This is a genomic window from Paraburkholderia sp. Ac-20340 (assembly GCF_017104965.1).
GTDB lineage: Bacteria > Pseudomonadota > Gammaproteobacteria > Burkholderiales > Burkholderiaceae > Paraburkholderia.
In genome coordinates this window covers 107614-124416 of the sequence record NZ_JAAGPR010000002.1, presented here as the reverse complement: position 1 = coordinate 124416, position 16803 = coordinate 107614, and the positions used below count along the sequence as shown (strand labels likewise).

Here is a 16803-nt window from a genome sequence, read left to right as displayed (position 1 = left end):
CGCGGCCAATAAAAAAGCCACGGTTTTTGCCGTGGCTTTTTCTATGGTGCGTACGCTTTACTTCATCTGCACCGAACCCGACACGTTCACCGTCACGGTCGATGTGCCGCCTTCGAGCGGCATGGGCGCCATCTTCGCGTCGGCGCTGGCGGCGCGTGCGCTCATCATCATCATCGGACGCGGCGCGACGCCGTTGTGGCCCACGTTCACGTCGCGAATCGAATAGCTGCTGTAGCCGAATGCGCGCGCCGCCGCCGATGCCTGGTCGCGGAACGATGCGATCGCCTGGGTCGAGAGTTTCTGTTCGGCGGCACGTTGCGCTTCCGGCGAGAGCGAGAACTGCACGTTGCCCACCTGCATCACCGACGAGATATCGCCCGCGAGTTTCGACGCCGCCGCGAAATCATGCGATTCGAGCACGACTTCCGTGCGTCCGCGCCAGGCGGAAATGCGGCCGTCGCGATCGGTCGACGGATAGATCGAGAACTGGCCCGAACGCGCGGTCACGCCCGCGACGCCCTTGGCCTTTTGCAAGGCCGTATCGGCACGTTGATTGAGCGTGCTGGTGAGCGTGGCCGGATCATTCGCTTCCTGTTCGTAGAACAGCGTGATGGTGACGACGTCCTGCGGCACCTCGGCGCTCGCCTGCGAGGACAGCGAGAGCACGCCCGAAGGTTGATAGCGCGCATCGCTTTGCGCATACGCGGCGCGCGGTGCGAGCGTCATGGCCAGCGGGACAGCAGCGGCGAAAGCGGCAGCGAGCGTGACGGCGGTTGTTCTCTTCATTTTGGCTCCTTGCAGAACGGATATCGCGAGCGGCCGGCACTTCGGCATCGACACGAATGTGCGCCGCGCGAGCGCATGATTGTGCGCAAGTTCGCGGCGGTGTGTCGGCTGCGTGTCTGTGCTGTGCGCGGCCGTGCGTGTTCTTGGAGCGTTGGGTAGCGGGCGCGGTTCCCGCTGCGGGCAGGGCGTTTTGCAATCTTTGCAGATTGCCGCGCCTGTGCGCCTGAAGCTTTACATCAGGCGCTTCGTGATGAAGTCCCACTCGCTTTTGGTGACCGGCGTAATCGAAAGCCGATTGCCTTTGGCGAGCACGCGCATGTCGGCGAGTTCGTCATGCTCGCGCAGCGTGGCGAGCGCAATCAATGCCGACTTCTTCTTGAACACCACATCGACGAGCATCCAGCGCGGGTTTTCCTGCGTCGATTTCGCGTCGTAGTAAGGGCTTTTCGGATCGAACTGCGTGGGGTCCGGGTAAGGCGTGGACGACACTTGCGCGAGACCCGCGATGCCAGGCTCCGGGCAACTCGAATGATAAAAGAGCACGCCGTCGCCGATCTGCATGGTGTCGCGCATGAAGTTGCGCGCCTGATAGTTGCGCACGCCCGTCCACGGCAGCGTGTGCTGCGGGGCCTTGGCGAGATCGTCGATGCTTGCTTCGTCGGGTTCGGACTTCATCAGCCAGTAGCGCATGAGTCGAAGAAGAACGTCGGAAGAGAGAGGAGAGTGGGGACCAATGAAAAACGGCACCGGACACATGTCCGATGCCGTTCGAATAGGTCCCCGCCTTAGCCGCTAGGCCGGCATCCTGAACCGAGGGTTCAGAATTGGTCGCAGTTAGCAGCACTTCGGGTACATCAGACGAGTGACGCGCACGCCCGTGCTACAAATTTCCGCAACCGTGCACATGGCATTGGTTCAAGGAATATATGACCTTGGCGAACCAGGCAGGGAAGCTGATAAACCTGTTTCGAAACGTATTGTGTACGCTCCGATGAACTGCATTCTAACGCACTCTTCAGCAGCTTTTAAGCACTGTGTATCGAATTCTGCATTTCGACCACCGTGCGTGTTTCGTGCTTACTGTACGCCGTATTGCTGGATCACTGCACCAAGCTGATCGTTCATTTGGCGCATTGTACGACGGATTTCTTCGGCTGGGAATGCTTCCCCATGACGCACGCTGGTCTGCAGACGCAGCAGTTCCGAGGCGAGCGAAAGCGCCGCCATGACGGCGATACGGTCCTGACCGCGCACCGTGCTGTGATTGCGGATCTTCGACATTTCCGCATCCACGCGCGCGACCGCTTCGAGCAGCGCCGCCTCGGTTTCCGCCGAGCAGGCGAGGCGATAGCTCTGGCCGAGAATCGTCGCTTCGATCTGTTTGGTCGTCATGCATTTTCTCCGTGGCGAGCGGCGTTGTCGTCGGCGGCGTCCTGCTGCGGTTCGAGCAGATCGAGCTGGTTCTCGCGGTCTGCACCGCCGCGAGCGCGCGGCAGCTTTTCGAGGATCGCGTTGAGGCGAACCTGCGCGTCGTCGATCTTGGCGGAGAGACCATCGCGCTCGGCCTGCAGCGCGTTGCGTTCTTCACGCACCTGTTCGAGTTCGGCGCGCGTCGCTTCGCATTGCGCGTGCAATTGTGCGAGTTGCTCTTCGAGCGCCACGCGTGCTTCATGATGGCGCTGATTGATCTCGATCAGCCGCCCGATGTTTTGTGAGAGTGTTTCGAGTTCGTTGAGCATGTGCTGCGTCCTCTAAAGACAGGCATTCTAGCGCGGATTGCCGCGTATTCCGACATCCGCGACGTTTCCAGACGTAACAACCCTACTTCTTGCCAGTATCTTGCAGTTTCGGCCCGGTAATGCTGACTCGCCCGACGTGCTTCGAGGCGTTTTAAAGAGACGTTTTTACGCGCTGGCCAGCGCGTGCAGCGCAATAATGACGCGGTGTTGACGCTCGCGATCGCGCGCTCCTGCAGGCGCGCGCGTCCACCGGGCCGGGTCACGCAGGCGACACGAAAACAGGGGCAAAGATGGTGCCGCGCAACGAGACAGAGAACGACGCAGCGAAACGACGCAAGCGCGTTTGTCCCCATGTTTTGCGGTCTTTTCGTCTCTCCATCGAAAAAAAAGGACAATAGCGGCACCTGTTTTGCAGCCCCTGTTTTGCGACCTGCCGGATTTCACTTTCAACGATGCGAACCGTAAGCCCCGACGAACCGCGCCACGCGCAAGCGCCGCCGACGCCACGCCCGACGCCCGGCGTAGCGACGCCCGGCGTGTCGACGCGCGCTTCGGTGCGCCCGGCGATGCACGCGCGCAGCGCCGTGTCGATCTGGTTTGCGCTGGCGCTCGCAGCGTGTGCGGTGTTTTTCGCGTCGCTCGTGATCGGCAGCGTGCCGGTCACATTCGGGCAGGCGCTGCATGCGCTCTGGCCCAACGCGGGAATCCACGACATGGCGAGCGACATCGTGCGCACACTGCGCCTGCCGCGTGCGCTCGGCGGCTTCGCATGCGGAGCTTTGCTCGCGCTCGCCGGCGCGCTATTACAGGTGCTCTTGCGCAATCCGCTCGCCGAACCGTATGTGCTGGGCGTATCGGGCGGCGCGGCCGCATTCGCGCTGATGGCGATGATCGGCGGCCTCGCCTGGTGGGCCGTGCAGGCGAGCGCCTGTGCGGGCGCGTTTGTCTCGATCCTGCTCGTGCTGGGTCTCGCGCGCCGCGAACTCTGGCGCGGCGAACCGCAGGACAGCTCGCCGCGTCTGCTGCTCACGGGCGCGGTGACGGCGGCGGGGTGGGGCGCGCTGATCACGCTGTTGCTGACGCTCGCGCCCGATGCGCGTTTGCGCGGCATGCTGTTCTGGCTCACGGGAGACCTCGACGGCATAGGCGCGGCGTGGCCCGCGTGGCTCGCGCTCGCCGTCGTGCTGGTGTTCGGCGTGAGCGTTGCGCCGCGTTTGAACGTGCTGCTGCGCGGCGACGCCGCGGCGCAGGCGCTGGGCGTGCCGGTGCTGCGTCTGCGCGTGGGTGTGTATCTCGCGGCTTCGCTTGCCGCCGCCACAGCGGTGACGACGGGCGGCACCATCGGCTTCGTCGGGCTGGTCGTGCCGCATATGGTGCGGCTCGCGTTCGGTAACGATCAGCGCATGCTTGTGCCCGCAGCCGCGCTCGCGGGCGGCCTCGCGGTGATGGCCGCCGATCTCGCCGCGCGCACCGTGGCCGCGCCGACGCAATTGCCCGTCGGCGTCGTGACCGCGCTCGCGGGCGTGCCGGTGTTTTTGTGGATGCTGCTGCGCAGGCGCGGGTCATGAGCACGCACGCGAATCCCTTGCTCGCCACGCGCGCGCTGACGTTGCGCGTCGGCGCCCGCACGCTCGTCGATCAACTCACGCAGCCCTTCAACGCAGGCGAAATCTGGTGCATCGCGGGCGCGAACGGCGCGGGCAAAACCACCTTGATCGCCACGCTCGCCGGTTTGCGCGCGCCTGCTGCGGGCCATGTCGAAGTCGATGGCATCGCGCTGCGCGACTGGAAGCCCACGCATCTCGCGCAACGCCGCGCGCTGATGCCGCAAGACGTGCGCGATGCCTTCAGCGCAAGCGTGCTCGATATCGTGCTGCTCAACCGCTATCCGCATCTCGCGGGCTGGGGCTGGGAAAGCGAAGACGATCGCATCGCCGCGCACACGGCGCTTGCGCAACTGGATCTCGAAGACTTCGCCGCGCGCGATGTGCTCTCGCTGTCGGGCGGCGAGCGTCAGCGCGTGGCGCTGGCGGCGGCGCTGTGTCAGCAGGCGCCGCTGCTGCTGCTCGACGAACCGCTCGCGCACCTCGATCTGCATCACCAGATCGCTTGCCTCGAAGCTTTACGCCGATGGGTGCGCGACGCAGCGCGTACCGTGCTGCTGTCGTGTCACGATCTCAATCTCGCGCGCCGCTACGCCACGCACGCCTTGCTGCTCGATGGCCGCGGCGGCTGTCACGCGGGCCCGGTGCGCGACGTGCTCACGGCAGCGCGCGCGAGCGAAGCGTTCGGTCATCCGCTCGCGCTGATTCGCGACGGCCCGCACGAAGCGCTCGTGCCGGCGCTCGCACAAACGGATGACACGCACGACAGCTAGAACGCCTTCGCGCAAGCAACACACATAGAACACACATAGAACACACACAGAAAACGCATCGAAAACACAGTAAGCAAAGAACGCCATGACCACCACGCTTTCCGATCTGATCGCCGTCGAACCGCTCGACACCTCGCTGCGCGACACGCTGCAACATCTCATCGATACCAAGACCAAACCGCCCGGCAGTCTCGGCCGTCTCGAAGCGCTCGCGCGCCAGCTCGGCATGATCCAGCGCACGACCAGCCCGCGCATCACGCGTCCGGCGATGATCGTGTTCGCGGGCGATCACGGTATCGCGCACGAAGGCGTGAGCCCGTATCCGCAGGCCGTCACCGCGCAGATGGTCGCGAACTTCCTTGCGGGCGGCGCGGCGATCAACGCGTTCAGCGGCGTAGGCGGCATCGAACTCGAAATCGTCGATGCCGGCGTGGCCACGCCGCTGCCGCCCGTCGATACCGCGAAGCTGATTGCCGTGCCAATCGCGCAAGGCACACGCAACTTCGCCACCGAAGCGGCGATGACGCGCGAGCAGGCCATCGCCGCGCTCGCAGCGGGCGCGGCGCGCGTGCGCCATCACGCGTCGCTCGGCACGAACGTGATCGGCTTCGGCGAGATGGGCATCGCGAATACCTCGTCGGCGGCCTGTTTGATGAGCCGTCTGTGCAACGTGCCGATCGACGAATGCGTCGGGCGCGGCACGGGTCTCGACAACGCGGGCCTCGCGAAAAAGCGCAACGTGCTGGCGGCGGCGCTCGCGCATCACGCGAACGTGCGCGAACCGCTCGACGTGCTGGCCACCTTCGGCGGCTTCGAAATCGCGATGATGGCGGGCGCGTACCTCGAAGCGGCGCGTCAGCGCATGGCGATTCTCGTCGATGGCTTTATCGCGTCGTCGGCGCTCGTGGTCGCCGATGCGCTTTCGCCGCACGTGCGCGATTACTGCGTGTTCGCGCATGCGTCGAACGAAGCGGGGCATCGGCGCATGCTCGATCATTTCGGCGCGCGCGAACTGCTCTCGCTCGATCTGCGTCTGGGCGAAGGCACGGGCGCGGCGCTGGCGGTGCCGCTGTTGCGCGCGGCCGTGGCGTTCCTCAACGAGATGGCGAGCTTCGAGTCGGCAGGCGTCGACGATCGCAGCGAGCGTGGGCATTGAGCGACATCGATAAACCGGCCCGCGCCATGAATCCGCTCATGGAGGTGCGCTATTTCTTCACGGCGCTTGGCTATTTCACGCGTGTGCCGGTGCCGCGCTGGGTCGGTTTCGAGCCGGCCTGGCTGAACGCGGCGGCGCGGTATTTTCCGCTGGTGGGTTTGTTGATCGGCGCGCTGGCGGCGCTGGTTTATCTGGGCGCGCTGCGTGTTTTTCCGGCGGGCGTGGCGGTGCTGCTGTCGATGGCCGCGACCTTGCTGGTGACGGGCGCGTTTCACGAAGACGGTCTCGCCGATTGCCTCGATGCCTTTGGCGGCGCGTACAGGAAGGAAGACGTGCTGCGCATCATGCACGATTCGCGCATCGGCGCGTTTGGCGCGATCGGGCTGGTGGTGGCGCTGGCGCTGAAGTGGCAAACGCTCGCGTCGCTGCCGCCGCTGCGTGCGGCGACCTTGATGATCGCCGGTCACGCCGCGAGCCGCGTGTTCGCGATCAGCTATCTGGCGTCGCTCGACTACGTCCGGCCCGAAGGCAAAGCCAAGCCGGTTGCGCAGCGCTTGGGCGTGCTCGCGCTTGCGTTCGCGGCGGTGATTGGCTTGCCCTGGCTTGTCTGGCCCGCCTGGCCGGACTGGCGCGCGGGCGTGGCGACGCTCGCCGTGCTCGGCGCGCTGCGCTTCGCGTTGGCGCGTTACTTCGTGCGGCGCATCGGCGGTTATACGGGCGATTGCCTCGGCTTCGCGCAGCAGATTTTCGAAATCGCCATCTATCTGACGGGGCTCGCATGGATCTCGTTCTGATTCGCCATCCGGCCGTGGCGGTCGAGCCGGGCATCTGCTACGGAAGTTCCGATGTGCCGCTCGCCGCCGATGCCGCCAGCGGCGCGGCCTCGATCCTGGCGCGCCTGAATGCGCTGGGCGTGCGTGCGCCCGCGGGTATCGAAACGAGTCCGCTCACGCGCTGCGCGAGCGTGGCGCGCGAGCTTGCCCATCAACTCGCCGACGAGCACGGCGCGCTCGTGCCGCACGACGACGCGCGTCTCGCCGAGATGGATTTCGGCGCGTGGGAACGGCAGCGCTGGGACGGCATCGAGCGCTCGCAGATCGACGCGTGGGCCGCCAATTTTCTGCATGCGCGCGATCATGGCGGCGAGAGCGTGGCGCAATTCGATGCGCGTGTATCGGCGTGGTTCGCATCGCTCGACGCGGATCAACACGATGCGCGCGCAACGATTTGGGCGGTCGCGCATGCGGGTGTGATCCGCACGATTGCGGCACGCGCGCTGGGTGCGCCGCTGGAGCGTTGCGTGCGCTGGCCGCTGGAGATGGCGGCGATCGTGGTGTTGAAGCGGGAATCCGCGAGCGGCGAATGGATGCTGGCGCGCTGGAACGCCTGAATCAAATCGGCAATTAATCGGGATTGCAGATTATTTCGGACGGGCGCGTTGCAGGTCTTCGCAGAGTTGCTGCGCGCCTTGCGCGATGCGCGGACCGGGACGCGTGAGCAGATCGCCGTCGATGGCGTAGAGGTTGCCGCGCGCGACCGCCTTCAACTGCGGCCACGCACGCCAGCTTTGCAGCGCGGGCAGCGGCTGGTCCGGCGCGGTGGCGCCTTGCGACGCGGTGACGATCGCGTCGGGGTTCGCGGCGAGCACGGCTTCGGTCGACAGCGTCGGCACGAGCGGGCGCAGCGCGGCGAATACATTGCGCCCGCCGCATAAGGCGATCACATCCGAGATCATCGATTCGCCGTTCATCGTCATCAACGGACGATCCCAGACTTCGTAAAACACGCTCACGGGTGCGCGCTGCGCGTAGCTCGCGCGCAATTGCGCGATCTTGCCGCGATACGCGCTGGCGGCGTCCTGCGCGGTTTTTTCGGTGCCGAACAGTGTGCCCAGGCGCGTGAGCGATGTCGCGACATCGTCGAGATGATGCGGCTCGCTGAAGAACAGCGGTATGTGCAGTTCGCGCAGACGGTCGAGCTGCTGCTGCGCGTTGCCGTGACGCCAGACGACGATCAGATCGGGTTTGAGCGCCGCGATGCGTTCGAGGTCGAGCGCGCGATTGTCGCCCACGCGTGGCACGCTTTGCGCCTGCGGCGGGTAATCGCTGTAGCTCACGGCGCCCACCAGTTTCGCGCCGCCGCCCGCCGCGTAGACCAGTTCGGTGACATGCGGCGCGAGGCTGACGACGCGCTGGGCGGGCGCGGCGAGCGTGACGGTCGTGCCTTCATCGTCGATGGCGCTCACGGGCGCTGCATGCGCGAGGTTGAGCGAGAACGCAGCGGCGCAAACGGCAAGCTGGCGGCGCATCATCGGCCGAGTTCCTTTGCGGCCTGCGCAAGCGCGATTTCGAAGCGCTGCCATTCGTCTTCCGATGCCGGCAAGCCGAAGCGCAGGCTCGCGGGTGTGTCGAAGCGGCGCGTCCAGACCGCGCGTGCGGCGAGCGCTTCCTGCCACTGCGCGGCGCGCGCGTCGGCAATCCAGCTGTAGAGCGGCGTGGCGTGCGGCGTGAAGCCGTGTGCTTTCAGCAACGCGGCGAGACGCGCGCCTTCGGCGGCCAGTTGCGCGCGCATCGCGGTTTGCCAGCCGGTGTCTTCAAACGCGTGCGTGACGGCGTGGCGCGCAGGCCCGCTCACGGTCCACGCGCCCAGCCGTGCGCGCAAGCCCGCCAGCAGCGCAGGCTGCGCGAGCGCGAAGCCGCAGCGCGCGCCCGCGAGGCCGAAAAACTTGCCCGGCGAGCGCAACACGACAAGCCCCGCGCGATCGACGTCATTCGCCAGCGATGCGGCGCGCGCGGGCGCGAAGGCATCGGCGAACGCTTCGTCGACGATCAGCGTGCCGCCGCGCGCCGCCAATTGCGCGTGCCAGCGCAGCAGCGTGTCGCGGCCGACGAGCGTGGCGGTCGGGTTGTTCGGATTGACGACGACGGCGTGCGTCACGTCAGCGGGCAAAAGCGCCGCGTCGATGTCGAACGGCACGGCCGTATGACCGGCCTGCGCGAAGGCGGGCGCGTACTCGCCGTAGGTGAGCGGCGCGATGGCCACGCGCGCGGGCGGCAGGAGCGCGGGCAGGGCGCGGATCGCCGCCTGGCTGCCAGCCACGGGCAGGACGTGCTGCGCATCCGGCGCGCCGTAATAGCGTGCGGCGCAGGCCGCGAAGCCGTCGCCGTCCTCGGGCAGACGCCGCCATGCCGAAGCCGGGACGGGCGGCACCGGATAGCCGTGCGGATTGATGCCGGTCGACAGATCGATCCACGTCTCCCAGGGAATGCCGAAACGTTGCGCGGCTTCGTGCAGATTGCCGCCGTGCGCGACCATGCGGGGAGCGTCAGACATGCGTGGCTACGCTCACAAAAGCCATCGCGATGAGCGCGGCGAGCCACAGGATCGTCGTGCGTTCGACCAGACGCAGCGCGGCTTCCACGTCTTGCGCGCGCGGCGGCGAACCCGCGCCGAGCGGCGGACGTTCCTCCACCGCGCCGTGATAAACCGCCGCGCCGCCCAGCAGCACGTTCAGGCTGCCCGCGCCCGCGGCCATCACCGGCCCGGCGTTCGGGCTTTCCCAGCGGCGCGCCTGCTCGCGCCAGCAGCGCAGCGCCACGCGCGTATCGCCGAGCAGCGCGTAACTCGTGGCCGTGAGGCGCGCGGGAATCCAGTTGAGCACATCGTCGATGCGCGCGGCCGCCCAGCCGAAGCGCAGGAAACGCGGCGTGCGGTAGCCCCACATCGCGTCGAGCGTATTGGCGAGGCGAAACGCCAGCGCGCCTGGCCCGCCCGCAATCGCGAACCAGAACAGCGCGCCGAAGATCGCATCGTTGCCGTTTTCGAGCGCCGATTCGCAGGCCGCGCGCGAGAGCGCGGTGGCGTCGGCGTTGGCGGTGTCGCGCGAGACGATGCGCGCGGTCAGCGAACGCGCCGCGGCGAGATCGCGTTCGGCGAGCGCCTGGGCAATCGGCGCGATATGTTCTTCGAGACTGCGCGCGCCCAGCGCGAACCACAGCAGCGCGACGTGCAGCGCCCAGGCGAGCGGCCCGGGCAGCGCGGCGCAGAACATGGCGGCGATGGCGACCGGCGGCGCGACCGCCAGCAGCCACGCCAGCAGGCCGAGCGGACGGCCGCGCCGTCCCGTGTTCAGACGTTTTTCGATGCGCGAGGCCAGCGTGCCGAAGGCGATCAGCGGATGGGCGCGGCGCGGCTCGCCGAGCCAGCGGTCGACGGCGACGCCCGCCACGGCGAGCGCGGCGGTAACGGGCAGGCTCAGCATGAGGCGCTCGCCGGGTTTGGCGCTTTCAGCACGAGCGGCAGGCCGGCGGCGACGAGCGTCGCACGATCGGCAATCGCGGCGATGCGCTGGTTCAAACGACCGAGTTCATCGACATAAAGACGCGTCGCCGCGCCCATCGGCACGACGCCCATGCCGATTTCGTTGCTCACCACCAGCACCGTGCCGCGTGCGCGCTCGCAGGCGGCGGCAAAGGCATCGATGCGCTCGCGCCAGTCCGGGCGCGGGCTTTCGGAGTCGGGCGGGCAGAGCAGGCTGGCGAGCCAGAGCGTCAGGCAGTCGATCAGCACGCAGCGGCCAGGCGCGGCAGTGGCGTCCAGCGCGCCAGCCAGATCGAGCGACTCTTCGACGAGCCCCCAGTGCGCGGGCCGCCGCGCCCGATGATGGCCGATGCGGCCGGCGAATTCGGCATCGGCATGCGCGCCCGCGGGCACGGCCGCGGTGGCGAGATAGGTGACGGGCAGGCCGCTGTCGGCGGCGAGGCGTTCGGCGTAGGCGCTCTTACCCGAGCGCGCGCCGCCGACGATAAAGGTGAGATCGCGCGAAATCATCGCGTGATTGTAGCGGCTGGACTGCACGAGTTCGTGGCCGCCACGTCAGAAGAAGCCCCGCGCGCTGCAGGGCGCAGCCGTAGTGCGCGTACGGGCGATGGGATAATGCGCGTTCGCCTGAACGACGCACTACGCCAACATGTCTGCTTCCGATTCCTCCGTGCCGCGCGGCACGCTCATGATCCAGGGCACCACGTCCGATGCCGGCAAAAGCACGCTGGTGGCCGGTCTGTGCCGCCTCGCGCGGCGCGCGGGCGTGCGCGTGGCGCCGTTCAAGCCGCAGAACATGGCGCTGAACAGCGCGGTGACGGCCGATGGCGGCGAGATCGGCCGCGCCCAGGCGCTGCAGGCCATCGCCGCGGGCATCGAGGCGCATACCGACCTCAACCCCGTGCTGCTCAAGCCCAATAGCGATCTGGGTTCGCAGGTCATCATCCACGGCAAGGCGCGCATGAATCTGAACGCGCGCGCCTACCAGAGCTACAAGCCGCTCGCGCGCGAAGCGGTGCTCGAATCGTACGGGCGGCTGCGCGCGGGCTACGACACCGTGTTCGTGGAAGGCGCGGGCAGTCCCGCCGAGATCAATCTGCGCGCCAACGACATCGCCAATATGGGCTTTGCCGAGACCGTCGATTGCCCGGTCGTGCTGGTCGCCGATATCGACCGCGGCGGCGTGTTCGCGCATCTGATCGGCACGCTCGCGTGTCTGTCGGAAAGCGAGCGCGCGCGCGTGAAGGGCTTCATCATCAACCGCTTTCGCGGTGATCCGACGCTGCTCAAGCCCGGCCTCGACTGGCTGGAGGCGCAGACCGGCAAGCCGGTGCTGGGCGTGGTGCCGTATCTGCACGGTCTGACGCTCGACGCCGAGGACATGCTGCCGGGCGCCGCGCACACCCACGCCCAGGCGGGCGGCGAAGCGCTGCGCGTGGTCGTGCCGGCGCTGCCGCACATCAGCAATCACACGGATTTCGACGCGCTGCGCGTGCATCCGCAGGTCGAATTCAGCTATGTGCGCGCGGGCAACGCGCCGCCGCCCGCCGATCTGGTGATCCTGCCGGGCTCGAAAAACGTGCGCGACGATCTCGCGTGGCTGCGCGCGCAGGGCTGGGACAAGGCGCTGGAGCGGCATCTGCGCTATGGCGGCCGCGTGATCGGTATTTGCGGCGGCATGCAGATGCTGGGCCGCGCGATCGCCGATCCGCATGGCGTGGAAGGCGAGCCGGGCGCGGTGGAAGGCTTCGGCTGGCTCGACTACGAAACGGAACTCACGCGCGAGAAGACGCTCAAGAACGTGTCGGCGACGCTTGCGCTGGACGGCGCGGCCCCGGTGCGCGGCTACGAAATCCATATGGGCGTGACGCGCGGCCCGGCGCTGGATGTGCCCGCGCTGCGCGCGATGGCGCGGGACGGCGAAGCGGACGCAATGCTCGCGGACGGCGCGCAATCGGCCGATGGACAGATTCTCGCGACCTACGTGCACGGGCTGTTCGACACGCCCGAGGCATGCGCCGCGCTGCTGCGCTGGGCGGGGCTCGCGACGGCGCAGCAGGTGGACTATCCGGCGCTGCGCGAAGCGTCGCTCGAACGGCTGGCCGATACGCTCGCGGCCAGCCTCGACTTGCCGCGCCTGTATGCGGCGATGGGCTGAGGCGTCGTTAAGGTCGCTTCAGTAGAGCACCATCTGCGTGCAGCGGAACAGGGCGGTGGTTTTGCCGTCCGGGCCGGTCACGGTGGCGTCCCAGATCTGCGTGCTGCGGCCCAGATGCACGCCCGTCGCGACGACGCTCAGACGCCCTTCGCGCGCGGTGCCGAGGAAGTTGCTCTTGAGCTCGATGGTCGTGAAATTCTTCGCCGTGGCTGGCAGATGGGCGAAGCAGCCGTAACCGCAGGCCGTATCGGCGAGACAGATCACCGTGGCCGCGTGCAGAAAGCCGTTGGGCGCGAGCAGTTCGCTGCGGATATCGAGTTCCGCGCGCAGGATGCCCTGTTCGATCGAAACGGCGCGAAAGCCGATCAGTTCGGGCAGGCGGCCGCGCTGGCGTTCGTGCAGGGAGTCGAGGGTGACGTCGGTGCGCAGCGTGCTCATGAGGCGAAAGTCTCCGTTGGATGGGGCTGAATAGGGTTTTTCGCGCTGCCTTGGCGCCTGGGGTGGCGCCGGGTTAGCCTTTTGGGGGCTTCGACCCCGCAGCATTTGCCGATATTATCGGACGGTTGCGTGATCGGCATCGGCCGGTTTCGCAGGCGGCATGGGTCGCTGGGGCGCGTCTTCAGGCTGCGTCCCCGGGCACACCACAATACGCAACAACAGCGCGCGGCCGCAGCGGCCACAGCGCGCGAGATGCATACGGAAAGACAGAATCGGCAAACCGGCTGGCCTCGCGCCAGCCATCCTGACGGGAGCATTCATGACGGTGATCGTGGTGGCGAACCCCAAGGGCGGCGTCGGCAAGAGCACGCTGTCCACCAATCTGGCCGGCTATTTCGCGGCGCAAGGCGAGTGGGTCGCGCTCGCCGACCTCGACCGGCAACAGTCGGCGCACGCCTGGCTCGACCTGCGCCCGGCCTCGCTGCCGGCCATCGAAAGCTGGCAGATCGACCTGGACCATCCGGCCAAGCCGCCCAAGGGGCTGGAGCATGCCGTGATCGACACGCCGGCGGGCCTGCACGGCAACCGCCTGAACACGATCGTCGAACTGGCGGACAAGGTGATCGTGCCGCTGCAGCCGTCGATGTTCGACATCCTCGCCACCAAGGACTTCCTCGACCGGCTGGCGAAGGAAAAAGCGGTGCGCAAGGGCGCGATCCAGGTGGGCGTGGTCGGCATGCGGGTGGACGCGCGCACGCGTTCGGCCGAGCAGTTGCAGCGTTTCGTGGAAGGGCTGGATCTGCCCGTGCTCGGTTATCTGCGCGATACGCAGAATTACGTGCAGATGGCGGCGCACGGGCTCACGATCTGGGATGTCGCGAAAAGCCGCGTGGAGAAGGACATCGACCAGTGGCAGTCGATTCTCACGTGGGTGAATGCGAAATAAGCCGCCACGCGAGCAATGAAAAACGGGAGCCATCGGGCTCCCGTTTTGACGACTGGAACGCTCAGGTCCAGTTCTGGGTCGGCACGTGGTCGCGGCTGCCCTTGATGCGGTTGTTTTCGTCGACGAACACGAGGTCGGGCTTCCAGCCGGCCTTGAGTTCGGCTTCATCGACGTTCGCGAAGGCGGCGATGATCACCAGATCGCCCAGTTGCGCGCGGCGCGCCGCCGAACCGTTCAGCGAAATCATGCCGCTGCCGCGCTCGCCCTTGATTGCGTAGGTCGAGAAACGCTCGCCGTTATTGATGTTCCAGATGTCGATGCGCTCGTTTTCGACGATATTCGCCGCTTCGAGCAGGTTTTCGTCGATCGCGCACGAGCCTTCGTAGTGCAGCTCGCAGTGCGTGACGGCCACGCGATGGATCTTCGACTTGAGCATGTTGCGTTGCATGGAATGTCTCCTCGGGCGGACGGGCGCGCGGCCCGTCGCAACAGATTCGGTAAAGGCGTGAGCTTGAGCGGGAGCGGTCCGGAAACCGCGCTCAGATCTCGAGATTGTCGATCAGGCGCGTGGCGCCGAGCTTGGCGGCGGCCACCACCACGAGCGGCGCTTCTGCATCGGCTGCGACGCCGGGCGTCGGCGGCAGCAGGTTCGAGCGCTTGCGGATGGCGATGTAATCGGGCTTCCAGCCGCGCGCGGCGAGCGCCGCCATGGCTTCGAGTTCGAGTTGCGGGAAGTCGCGGCGGCCGGCCAGCACCGCGGCGCGGATCGCCTGCAGCGCGACTGCCAGTTGCGGCGCTTCGGCGCGTTCGGCATCCGACAGATAACGGTTGCGCGAGCTCAGCGCGAGGCCGTCCTGGTCGCGCACGGTTTCGGCGGCGATCACTTCGGTCGGCAGCGCGAACTGCTGGCACATCGCGCGCACGATCATCAGCTGCTGGTAATCCTTTTTGCCGAACACGGCCACGCGCGGCTGCACGCACGACATCAGCTTCATGACGACCGTGCAGACGCCTTCGAAGAAGCCCGGACGGAACTCGCCTTCGAGGATATCGCCCAGATCGTGCGGCGGGCGCACGCGGTATTCCTGCGGCTGCGGGTAGAGGTCACGCTCGGTCGGCGCGAACAGCACGTAGACGTTTTCCTTCTGCAGCTTCTCGATATCGGCTTCGAGCGTGCGCGGATACTTGTCGAAATCCTCGTTCGGGCCGAACTGCAGACGGTTGACGAAGATGCTCGCGACGACCGGGTCGCCGTGCTGGCGCGCGAGGCGCATCAGCGAGAGGTGACCTTCGTGCAGATTGCCCATGGTCGGAACGAACGCGGTGCGGTTTTGGCCGCGCAACTGGTCGCGCAGTTCCTGAATCGAGCTGATGACTTTCATGATCGGATGCGTTATGCCTCGCGCGGGGCAAGACGGGGTTGCAGCACACGGCGGGCCCGCAGGGCGGCCGGCCGGATGGCGTGCCCGGGCCCGGTCAGGGGCAGGCGCGGGCGATTGTAGAGGATTTGAGCGTGCTGCGCAGCCGCTTCGGATACGGGATTATCCTGGCTCGGCGTGATGGGGCGGGATGCCGCGCGCGGCTTTCACATGACTTTCGCGTGACGTTCAGTGTGACGGCGGCGTGACGGCGGGATGACGGCAGGATGGCGCTCGGGCGCCGGAAATGGTGCTGGGGCGCCTGTCTTAAGCCGCCGCGCCAGGCGTCAGACCGGCAGGTAGGCGAGGCGCACGTAGATCGGCGCGAACGGCTCGGCCTGGGTGATTTCGAGCAGCGATTCGCGCGCGAGTTCGAGCATGGCGATGAAGTTGACCACGACCACGGGCACGCCGCGCGTCGTATCGAACAGCTCGGAAAACTCCATGAAGCGCGCGCCCTGCAGCTTGCGCAGGATCACGCTCATATGCTCGCGCACCGACAGTTCCTCGCGCGAAATCTTGTGGTGCTGCACCAGCTTCGCGCGCTTGATGACGTCGGCCCACGCGGCGCGCAGGTCGTTGCTGTCCACATCGGGAAAGCGCGGCGTGATGCTCTGCTCGATATAGACCTCGGCGCGCAGGAAGTCGCGGCCCAGTTGCGGCAGCTTGTCCAGACGCTGCGCGGCCAGCTTCATCTGCTCGTATTCGAGCAGGCGGCGTACGAGTTCGGCGCGCGGGTCTTCGGCCTCTTCGCCGGTGTCGGCCTTCTTGACCGGCAGCAGCATGCGCGACTTGATCTCGATCAGCATGGCCGCCATCAGCAGATATTCGGCGGCGAGTTCGAGATTGGTCTTGCGCAGTTGTTCGACGTAGCCGAGGTACTGCGTGGTCACATCCGCCATCGGAATGTCGAGCACGTTGAAGTTCTGCTTGCGGATCAGGTACAGCAACAGATCGAGCGGACCTTCGAACGTTTCGAGAAACACCTCGAGCGCGTCGGGCGGAATGTAGAGATCTTGCGGAAGCTTGAAGAGCGGCTCGCCGTACAGGCGCGCGAACGCAACGCCGTCGACCGTGTCGGGCGTCGAATCCGTGGCGGGGGCGGCCAGCGCTTCGCTGGCGCTGGCATCCGCATGCACGGGCGCGGGAGGCGAGGCTCCCGTGGACCCGTCTACGGGCAGGCTGGCCATGTCAGGCCGTTCGGCGCCGTCGGCTTCGGCCATCAGAAGTTCTGGTAGTAGACGTAGGACGTCTGCTTGACGCGCGAAGCCTGCTGGCGCTCGCGCTCGTCGAGGTCGATCGGCTGCTTGTCCCACAGGAGCGAGCGGCCCTTGCGCTGCTGCTCTTCGAGTTGCGGCTTTTGCTCTTTGAGCTGGTTCAGAAACTGGGTGATGTCCGACTGATACATGGCTGACGTCCGTCGAGTGAGGCGGCCTTCCTGTCAGTGTCTGGCGGCCGCCGATGA

General features: G+C 66.9%; 20 protein-coding genes and 1 other RNA gene. 7 read left to right on the top strand and 14 right to left on the bottom strand.

Going from position 1 to position 16803, the window contains the following annotated elements:
* Positions 1–57 precede the first annotated feature (57 nt).
* The 5 genes from G3N59_RS03590 to G3N59_RS03570 form a co-directional block, all read right to left on the bottom strand.
* Complete coding sequence (locus G3N59_RS03590; protein ID WP_205981177.1) at positions 58–786, bottom strand: SIMPL domain-containing protein; 729 nt, start codon at positions 784–786, stop codon at positions 58–60.
* Between the two features lie 231 nt (positions 787–1017).
* Positions 1018–1476 carry an EVE domain-containing protein gene (locus G3N59_RS03585; protein WP_205981176.1) on the bottom strand — a complete coding sequence of 153 codons (459 nt, stop codon included), beginning with the start codon at positions 1474–1476 and terminating at the stop codon, positions 1018–1020.
* Between the two features lie 83 nt (positions 1477–1559).
* A non-coding RNA gene (gene ssrS, locus G3N59_RS03580) (6S RNA) lies at positions 1560–1740 on the bottom strand.
* 123 nt (positions 1741–1863) lie between these two features.
* Entirely contained in the window at positions 1864–2178 is a 315-nt protein-coding gene (locus G3N59_RS03575) for a cell division protein ZapA (RefSeq protein WP_205981175.1), read from the bottom strand.
* Positions 2175–2525 carry an ATPase gene (locus tag G3N59_RS03570; protein WP_205981174.1) on the bottom strand — a complete coding sequence of 117 codons (351 nt, stop codon included), beginning with the start codon at positions 2523–2525 and terminating at the stop codon, positions 2175–2177. Before G3N59_RS03570 ends, G3N59_RS03575 begins: the two co-directional genes overlap by 4 nt.
* 566 nt (positions 2526–3091) lie before the next feature.
* Here G3N59_RS03570 and G3N59_RS03565 point away from each other — a divergent pair.
* The 5 genes from G3N59_RS03565 to cobC all read left to right on the top strand — a co-directional run bounded on the left by G3N59_RS03565 (position 3092) and on the right by cobC (position 7448).
* On the top strand, positions 3092–4093 hold the full coding sequence (locus tag G3N59_RS03565; protein WP_241023187.1) for an iron ABC transporter permease: 1002 nt from the start codon (positions 3092–3094) through the stop codon (positions 4091–4093).
* Entirely contained in the window at positions 4090–4902 is an 813-nt protein-coding gene (locus tag G3N59_RS03560) for an ABC transporter ATP-binding protein (protein ID WP_205981172.1), read from the top strand. Before G3N59_RS03565 ends, G3N59_RS03560 begins: the two co-directional genes overlap by 4 nt.
* 85 nt (positions 4903–4987) lie before the next feature.
* A complete protein-coding gene (gene cobT / locus G3N59_RS03555; protein WP_205981171.1) occupies positions 4988–6058 on the top strand; it encodes a nicotinate-nucleotide--dimethylbenzimidazole phosphoribosyltransferase in 1071 nt (356 codons plus the stop codon).
* Between the two features lie 26 nt (positions 6059–6084).
* A complete protein-coding gene (locus tag G3N59_RS03550; RefSeq protein ID WP_205981480.1) occupies positions 6085–6852 on the top strand; it encodes an adenosylcobinamide-GDP ribazoletransferase in 768 nt (255 codons plus the stop codon).
* Positions 6837–7448 (top strand): alpha-ribazole phosphatase family protein, encoded by a 612-nt coding sequence (gene cobC / locus G3N59_RS03545; protein WP_205981170.1) that lies wholly within the window; start codon positions 6837–6839, stop codon positions 7446–7448. The genes G3N59_RS03550 and cobC overlap by 16 nt, the downstream gene beginning before the upstream one ends.
* 30 nt (positions 7449–7478) lie before the next feature.
* On the opposite strand, the gene G3N59_RS03540 is transcribed toward cobC, so the two are convergent.
* From G3N59_RS03540 to cobU, 4 genes are read right to left on the bottom strand one after another with little or no spacing between them, the layout of a single operon-like run.
* Positions 7479–8369: a cobalamin-binding protein gene (locus G3N59_RS03540; protein WP_205981169.1), complete on the bottom strand. Its 891-nt coding sequence runs from the start codon at positions 8367–8369 to the stop codon at positions 7479–7481.
* Positions 8366–9391, bottom strand: a complete 1026-nt coding sequence (cobD, locus tag G3N59_RS03535; protein WP_205981168.1) for a threonine-phosphate decarboxylase CobD — start codon at positions 9389–9391, stop codon at positions 8366–8368. Before cobD ends, G3N59_RS03540 begins: the two co-directional genes overlap by 4 nt.
* A complete protein-coding gene (gene cbiB, locus G3N59_RS03530) occupies positions 9384–10319 on the bottom strand; it encodes an adenosylcobinamide-phosphate synthase CbiB (protein ID WP_205981167.1) in 936 nt (311 codons plus the stop codon). The genes cobD and cbiB overlap by 8 nt, the downstream gene beginning before the upstream one ends.
* Positions 10313–10888 carry a bifunctional adenosylcobinamide kinase/adenosylcobinamide-phosphate guanylyltransferase gene (gene cobU / locus G3N59_RS03525; protein WP_205981479.1) on the bottom strand — a complete coding sequence of 192 codons (576 nt, stop codon included), beginning with the start codon at positions 10886–10888 and terminating at the stop codon, positions 10313–10315. Before cobU ends, cbiB begins: the two co-directional genes overlap by 7 nt.
* A gap of 139 nt (positions 10889–11027) precedes the next feature.
* Between cobU and G3N59_RS03520 the strand changes: the two genes are divergently transcribed.
* Positions 11028–12536, top strand: a complete 1509-nt coding sequence (locus G3N59_RS03520; RefSeq protein ID WP_205981166.1) for a cobyric acid synthase — start codon at positions 11028–11030, stop codon at positions 12534–12536.
* A gap of 18 nt (positions 12537–12554) precedes the next feature.
* Here G3N59_RS03520 and G3N59_RS03515 read toward each other — a convergent pair whose 3' ends face one another.
* Positions 12555–12974 (bottom strand): PaaI family thioesterase, encoded by a 420-nt coding sequence (locus G3N59_RS03515; protein ID WP_205981165.1) that lies wholly within the window; start codon positions 12972–12974, stop codon positions 12555–12557.
* Between the two features lie 319 nt (positions 12975–13293).
* On the opposite strand from G3N59_RS03515, the gene G3N59_RS03510 reads away from it, so the two are divergent.
* Entirely contained in the window at positions 13294–13920 is a 627-nt protein-coding gene (locus tag G3N59_RS03510) for a ParA family protein (RefSeq protein ID WP_205981164.1), read from the top strand.
* Between the two features lie 61 nt (positions 13921–13981).
* Here G3N59_RS03510 and panD read toward each other — a convergent pair whose 3' ends face one another.
* The 4 genes from panD to G3N59_RS03490 form a co-directional block, all read right to left on the bottom strand.
* The gene (gene panD, locus G3N59_RS03505; protein ID WP_103701684.1) at positions 13982–14368 is read right to left on the bottom strand and encodes an aspartate 1-decarboxylase; all 387 of its coding nucleotides are present in this window, start codon (positions 14366–14368) and stop codon (positions 13982–13984) included.
* Between the two features lie 91 nt (positions 14369–14459).
* Positions 14460–15302, bottom strand: a complete 843-nt coding sequence (gene panC, locus G3N59_RS03500) for a pantoate--beta-alanine ligase (RefSeq protein ID WP_205981163.1) — start codon at positions 15300–15302, stop codon at positions 14460–14462.
* 323 nt (positions 15303–15625) lie between these two features.
* Positions 15626–16561, bottom strand: coding sequence for a ScpA family protein (locus tag G3N59_RS03495; protein WP_241023167.1), 936 nt, complete (start codon positions 16559–16561; stop codon positions 15626–15628).
* The gene (locus G3N59_RS03490) at positions 16561–16746 is read right to left on the bottom strand and encodes a DUF3460 family protein (protein ID WP_167062554.1); all 186 of its coding nucleotides are present in this window, start codon (positions 16744–16746) and stop codon (positions 16561–16563) included. The genes G3N59_RS03495 and G3N59_RS03490 overlap by 1 nt, the downstream gene beginning before the upstream one ends.
* Positions 16747–16803: the final 57 nt, after the last annotated feature.

Bases quoted from the DNA above. Each gene is read 5' to 3' on its own strand.
- G3N59_RS03590 (WP_205981177.1), bottom strand. From the start codon at position 786: ATGAAGAGAACAACCGCCGTCACGCTCGCTGCCGCTTTCGCCGCTGCT.
- G3N59_RS03585 (WP_205981176.1), bottom strand. From the start codon at position 1,476: ATGCGCTACTGGCTGATGAAGTCCGAACCCGACGAAGCAAGCATCGAC.
- G3N59_RS03540 (WP_205981169.1), bottom strand. From the start codon at position 8,369: ATGATGCGCCGCCAGCTTGCCGTTTGCGCCGCTGCGTTCTCGCTCAAC.
- G3N59_RS03565 (WP_241023187.1), top strand. From the start codon at position 3,092: ATGCACGCGCGCAGCGCCGTGTCGATCTGGTTTGCGCTGGCGCTCGCA.
- panD (WP_103701684.1), bottom strand. From the start codon at position 14,368: ATGCAACGCAACATGCTCAAGTCGAAGATCCATCGCGTGGCCGTCACG.
- G3N59_RS03560 (WP_205981172.1), top strand. From the start codon at position 4,090: ATGAGCACGCACGCGAATCCCTTGCTCGCCACGCGCGCGCTGACGTTG.
- cobU (WP_205981479.1), bottom strand. From the start codon at position 10,888: ATGATTTCGCGCGATCTCACCTTTATCGTCGGCGGCGCGCGCTCGGGT.
- G3N59_RS03515 (WP_205981165.1), bottom strand. From the start codon at position 12,974: ATGAGCACGCTGCGCACCGACGTCACCCTCGACTCCCTGCACGAACGC.
- G3N59_RS03510 (WP_205981164.1), top strand. From the start codon at position 13,294: ATGACGGTGATCGTGGTGGCGAACCCCAAGGGCGGCGTCGGCAAGAGC.
- G3N59_RS03520 (WP_205981166.1), top strand. From the start codon at position 11,028: ATGTCTGCTTCCGATTCCTCCGTGCCGCGCGGCACGCTCATGATCCAG.
- cobT (WP_205981171.1), top strand. From the start codon at position 4,988: ATGACCACCACGCTTTCCGATCTGATCGCCGTCGAACCGCTCGACACC.
- cobC (WP_205981170.1), top strand. From the start codon at position 6,837: ATGGATCTCGTTCTGATTCGCCATCCGGCCGTGGCGGTCGAGCCGGGC.
- G3N59_RS03570 (WP_205981174.1), bottom strand. From the start codon at position 2,525: ATGCTCAACGAACTCGAAACACTCTCACAAAACATCGGGCGGCTGATC.
- G3N59_RS03495 (WP_241023167.1), bottom strand. From the start codon at position 16,561: ATGGCCGAAGCCGACGGCGCCGAACGGCCTGACATGGCCAGCCTGCCC.
- cbiB (WP_205981167.1), bottom strand. From the start codon at position 10,319: ATGCTGAGCCTGCCCGTTACCGCCGCGCTCGCCGTGGCGGGCGTCGCC.
- panC (WP_205981163.1), bottom strand. From the start codon at position 15,302: ATGAAAGTCATCAGCTCGATTCAGGAACTGCGCGACCAGTTGCGCGGC.
- G3N59_RS03550 (WP_205981480.1), top strand. From the start codon at position 6,085: ATGAATCCGCTCATGGAGGTGCGCTATTTCTTCACGGCGCTTGGCTAT.
- G3N59_RS03575 (WP_205981175.1), bottom strand. From the start codon at position 2,178: ATGACGACCAAACAGATCGAAGCGACGATTCTCGGCCAGAGCTATCGC.
- G3N59_RS03490 (WP_167062554.1), bottom strand. From the start codon at position 16,746: ATGTATCAGTCGGACATCACCCAGTTTCTGAACCAGCTCAAAGAGCAA.
- cobD (WP_205981168.1), bottom strand. From the start codon at position 9,391: ATGTCTGACGCTCCCCGCATGGTCGCGCACGGCGGCAATCTGCACGAA.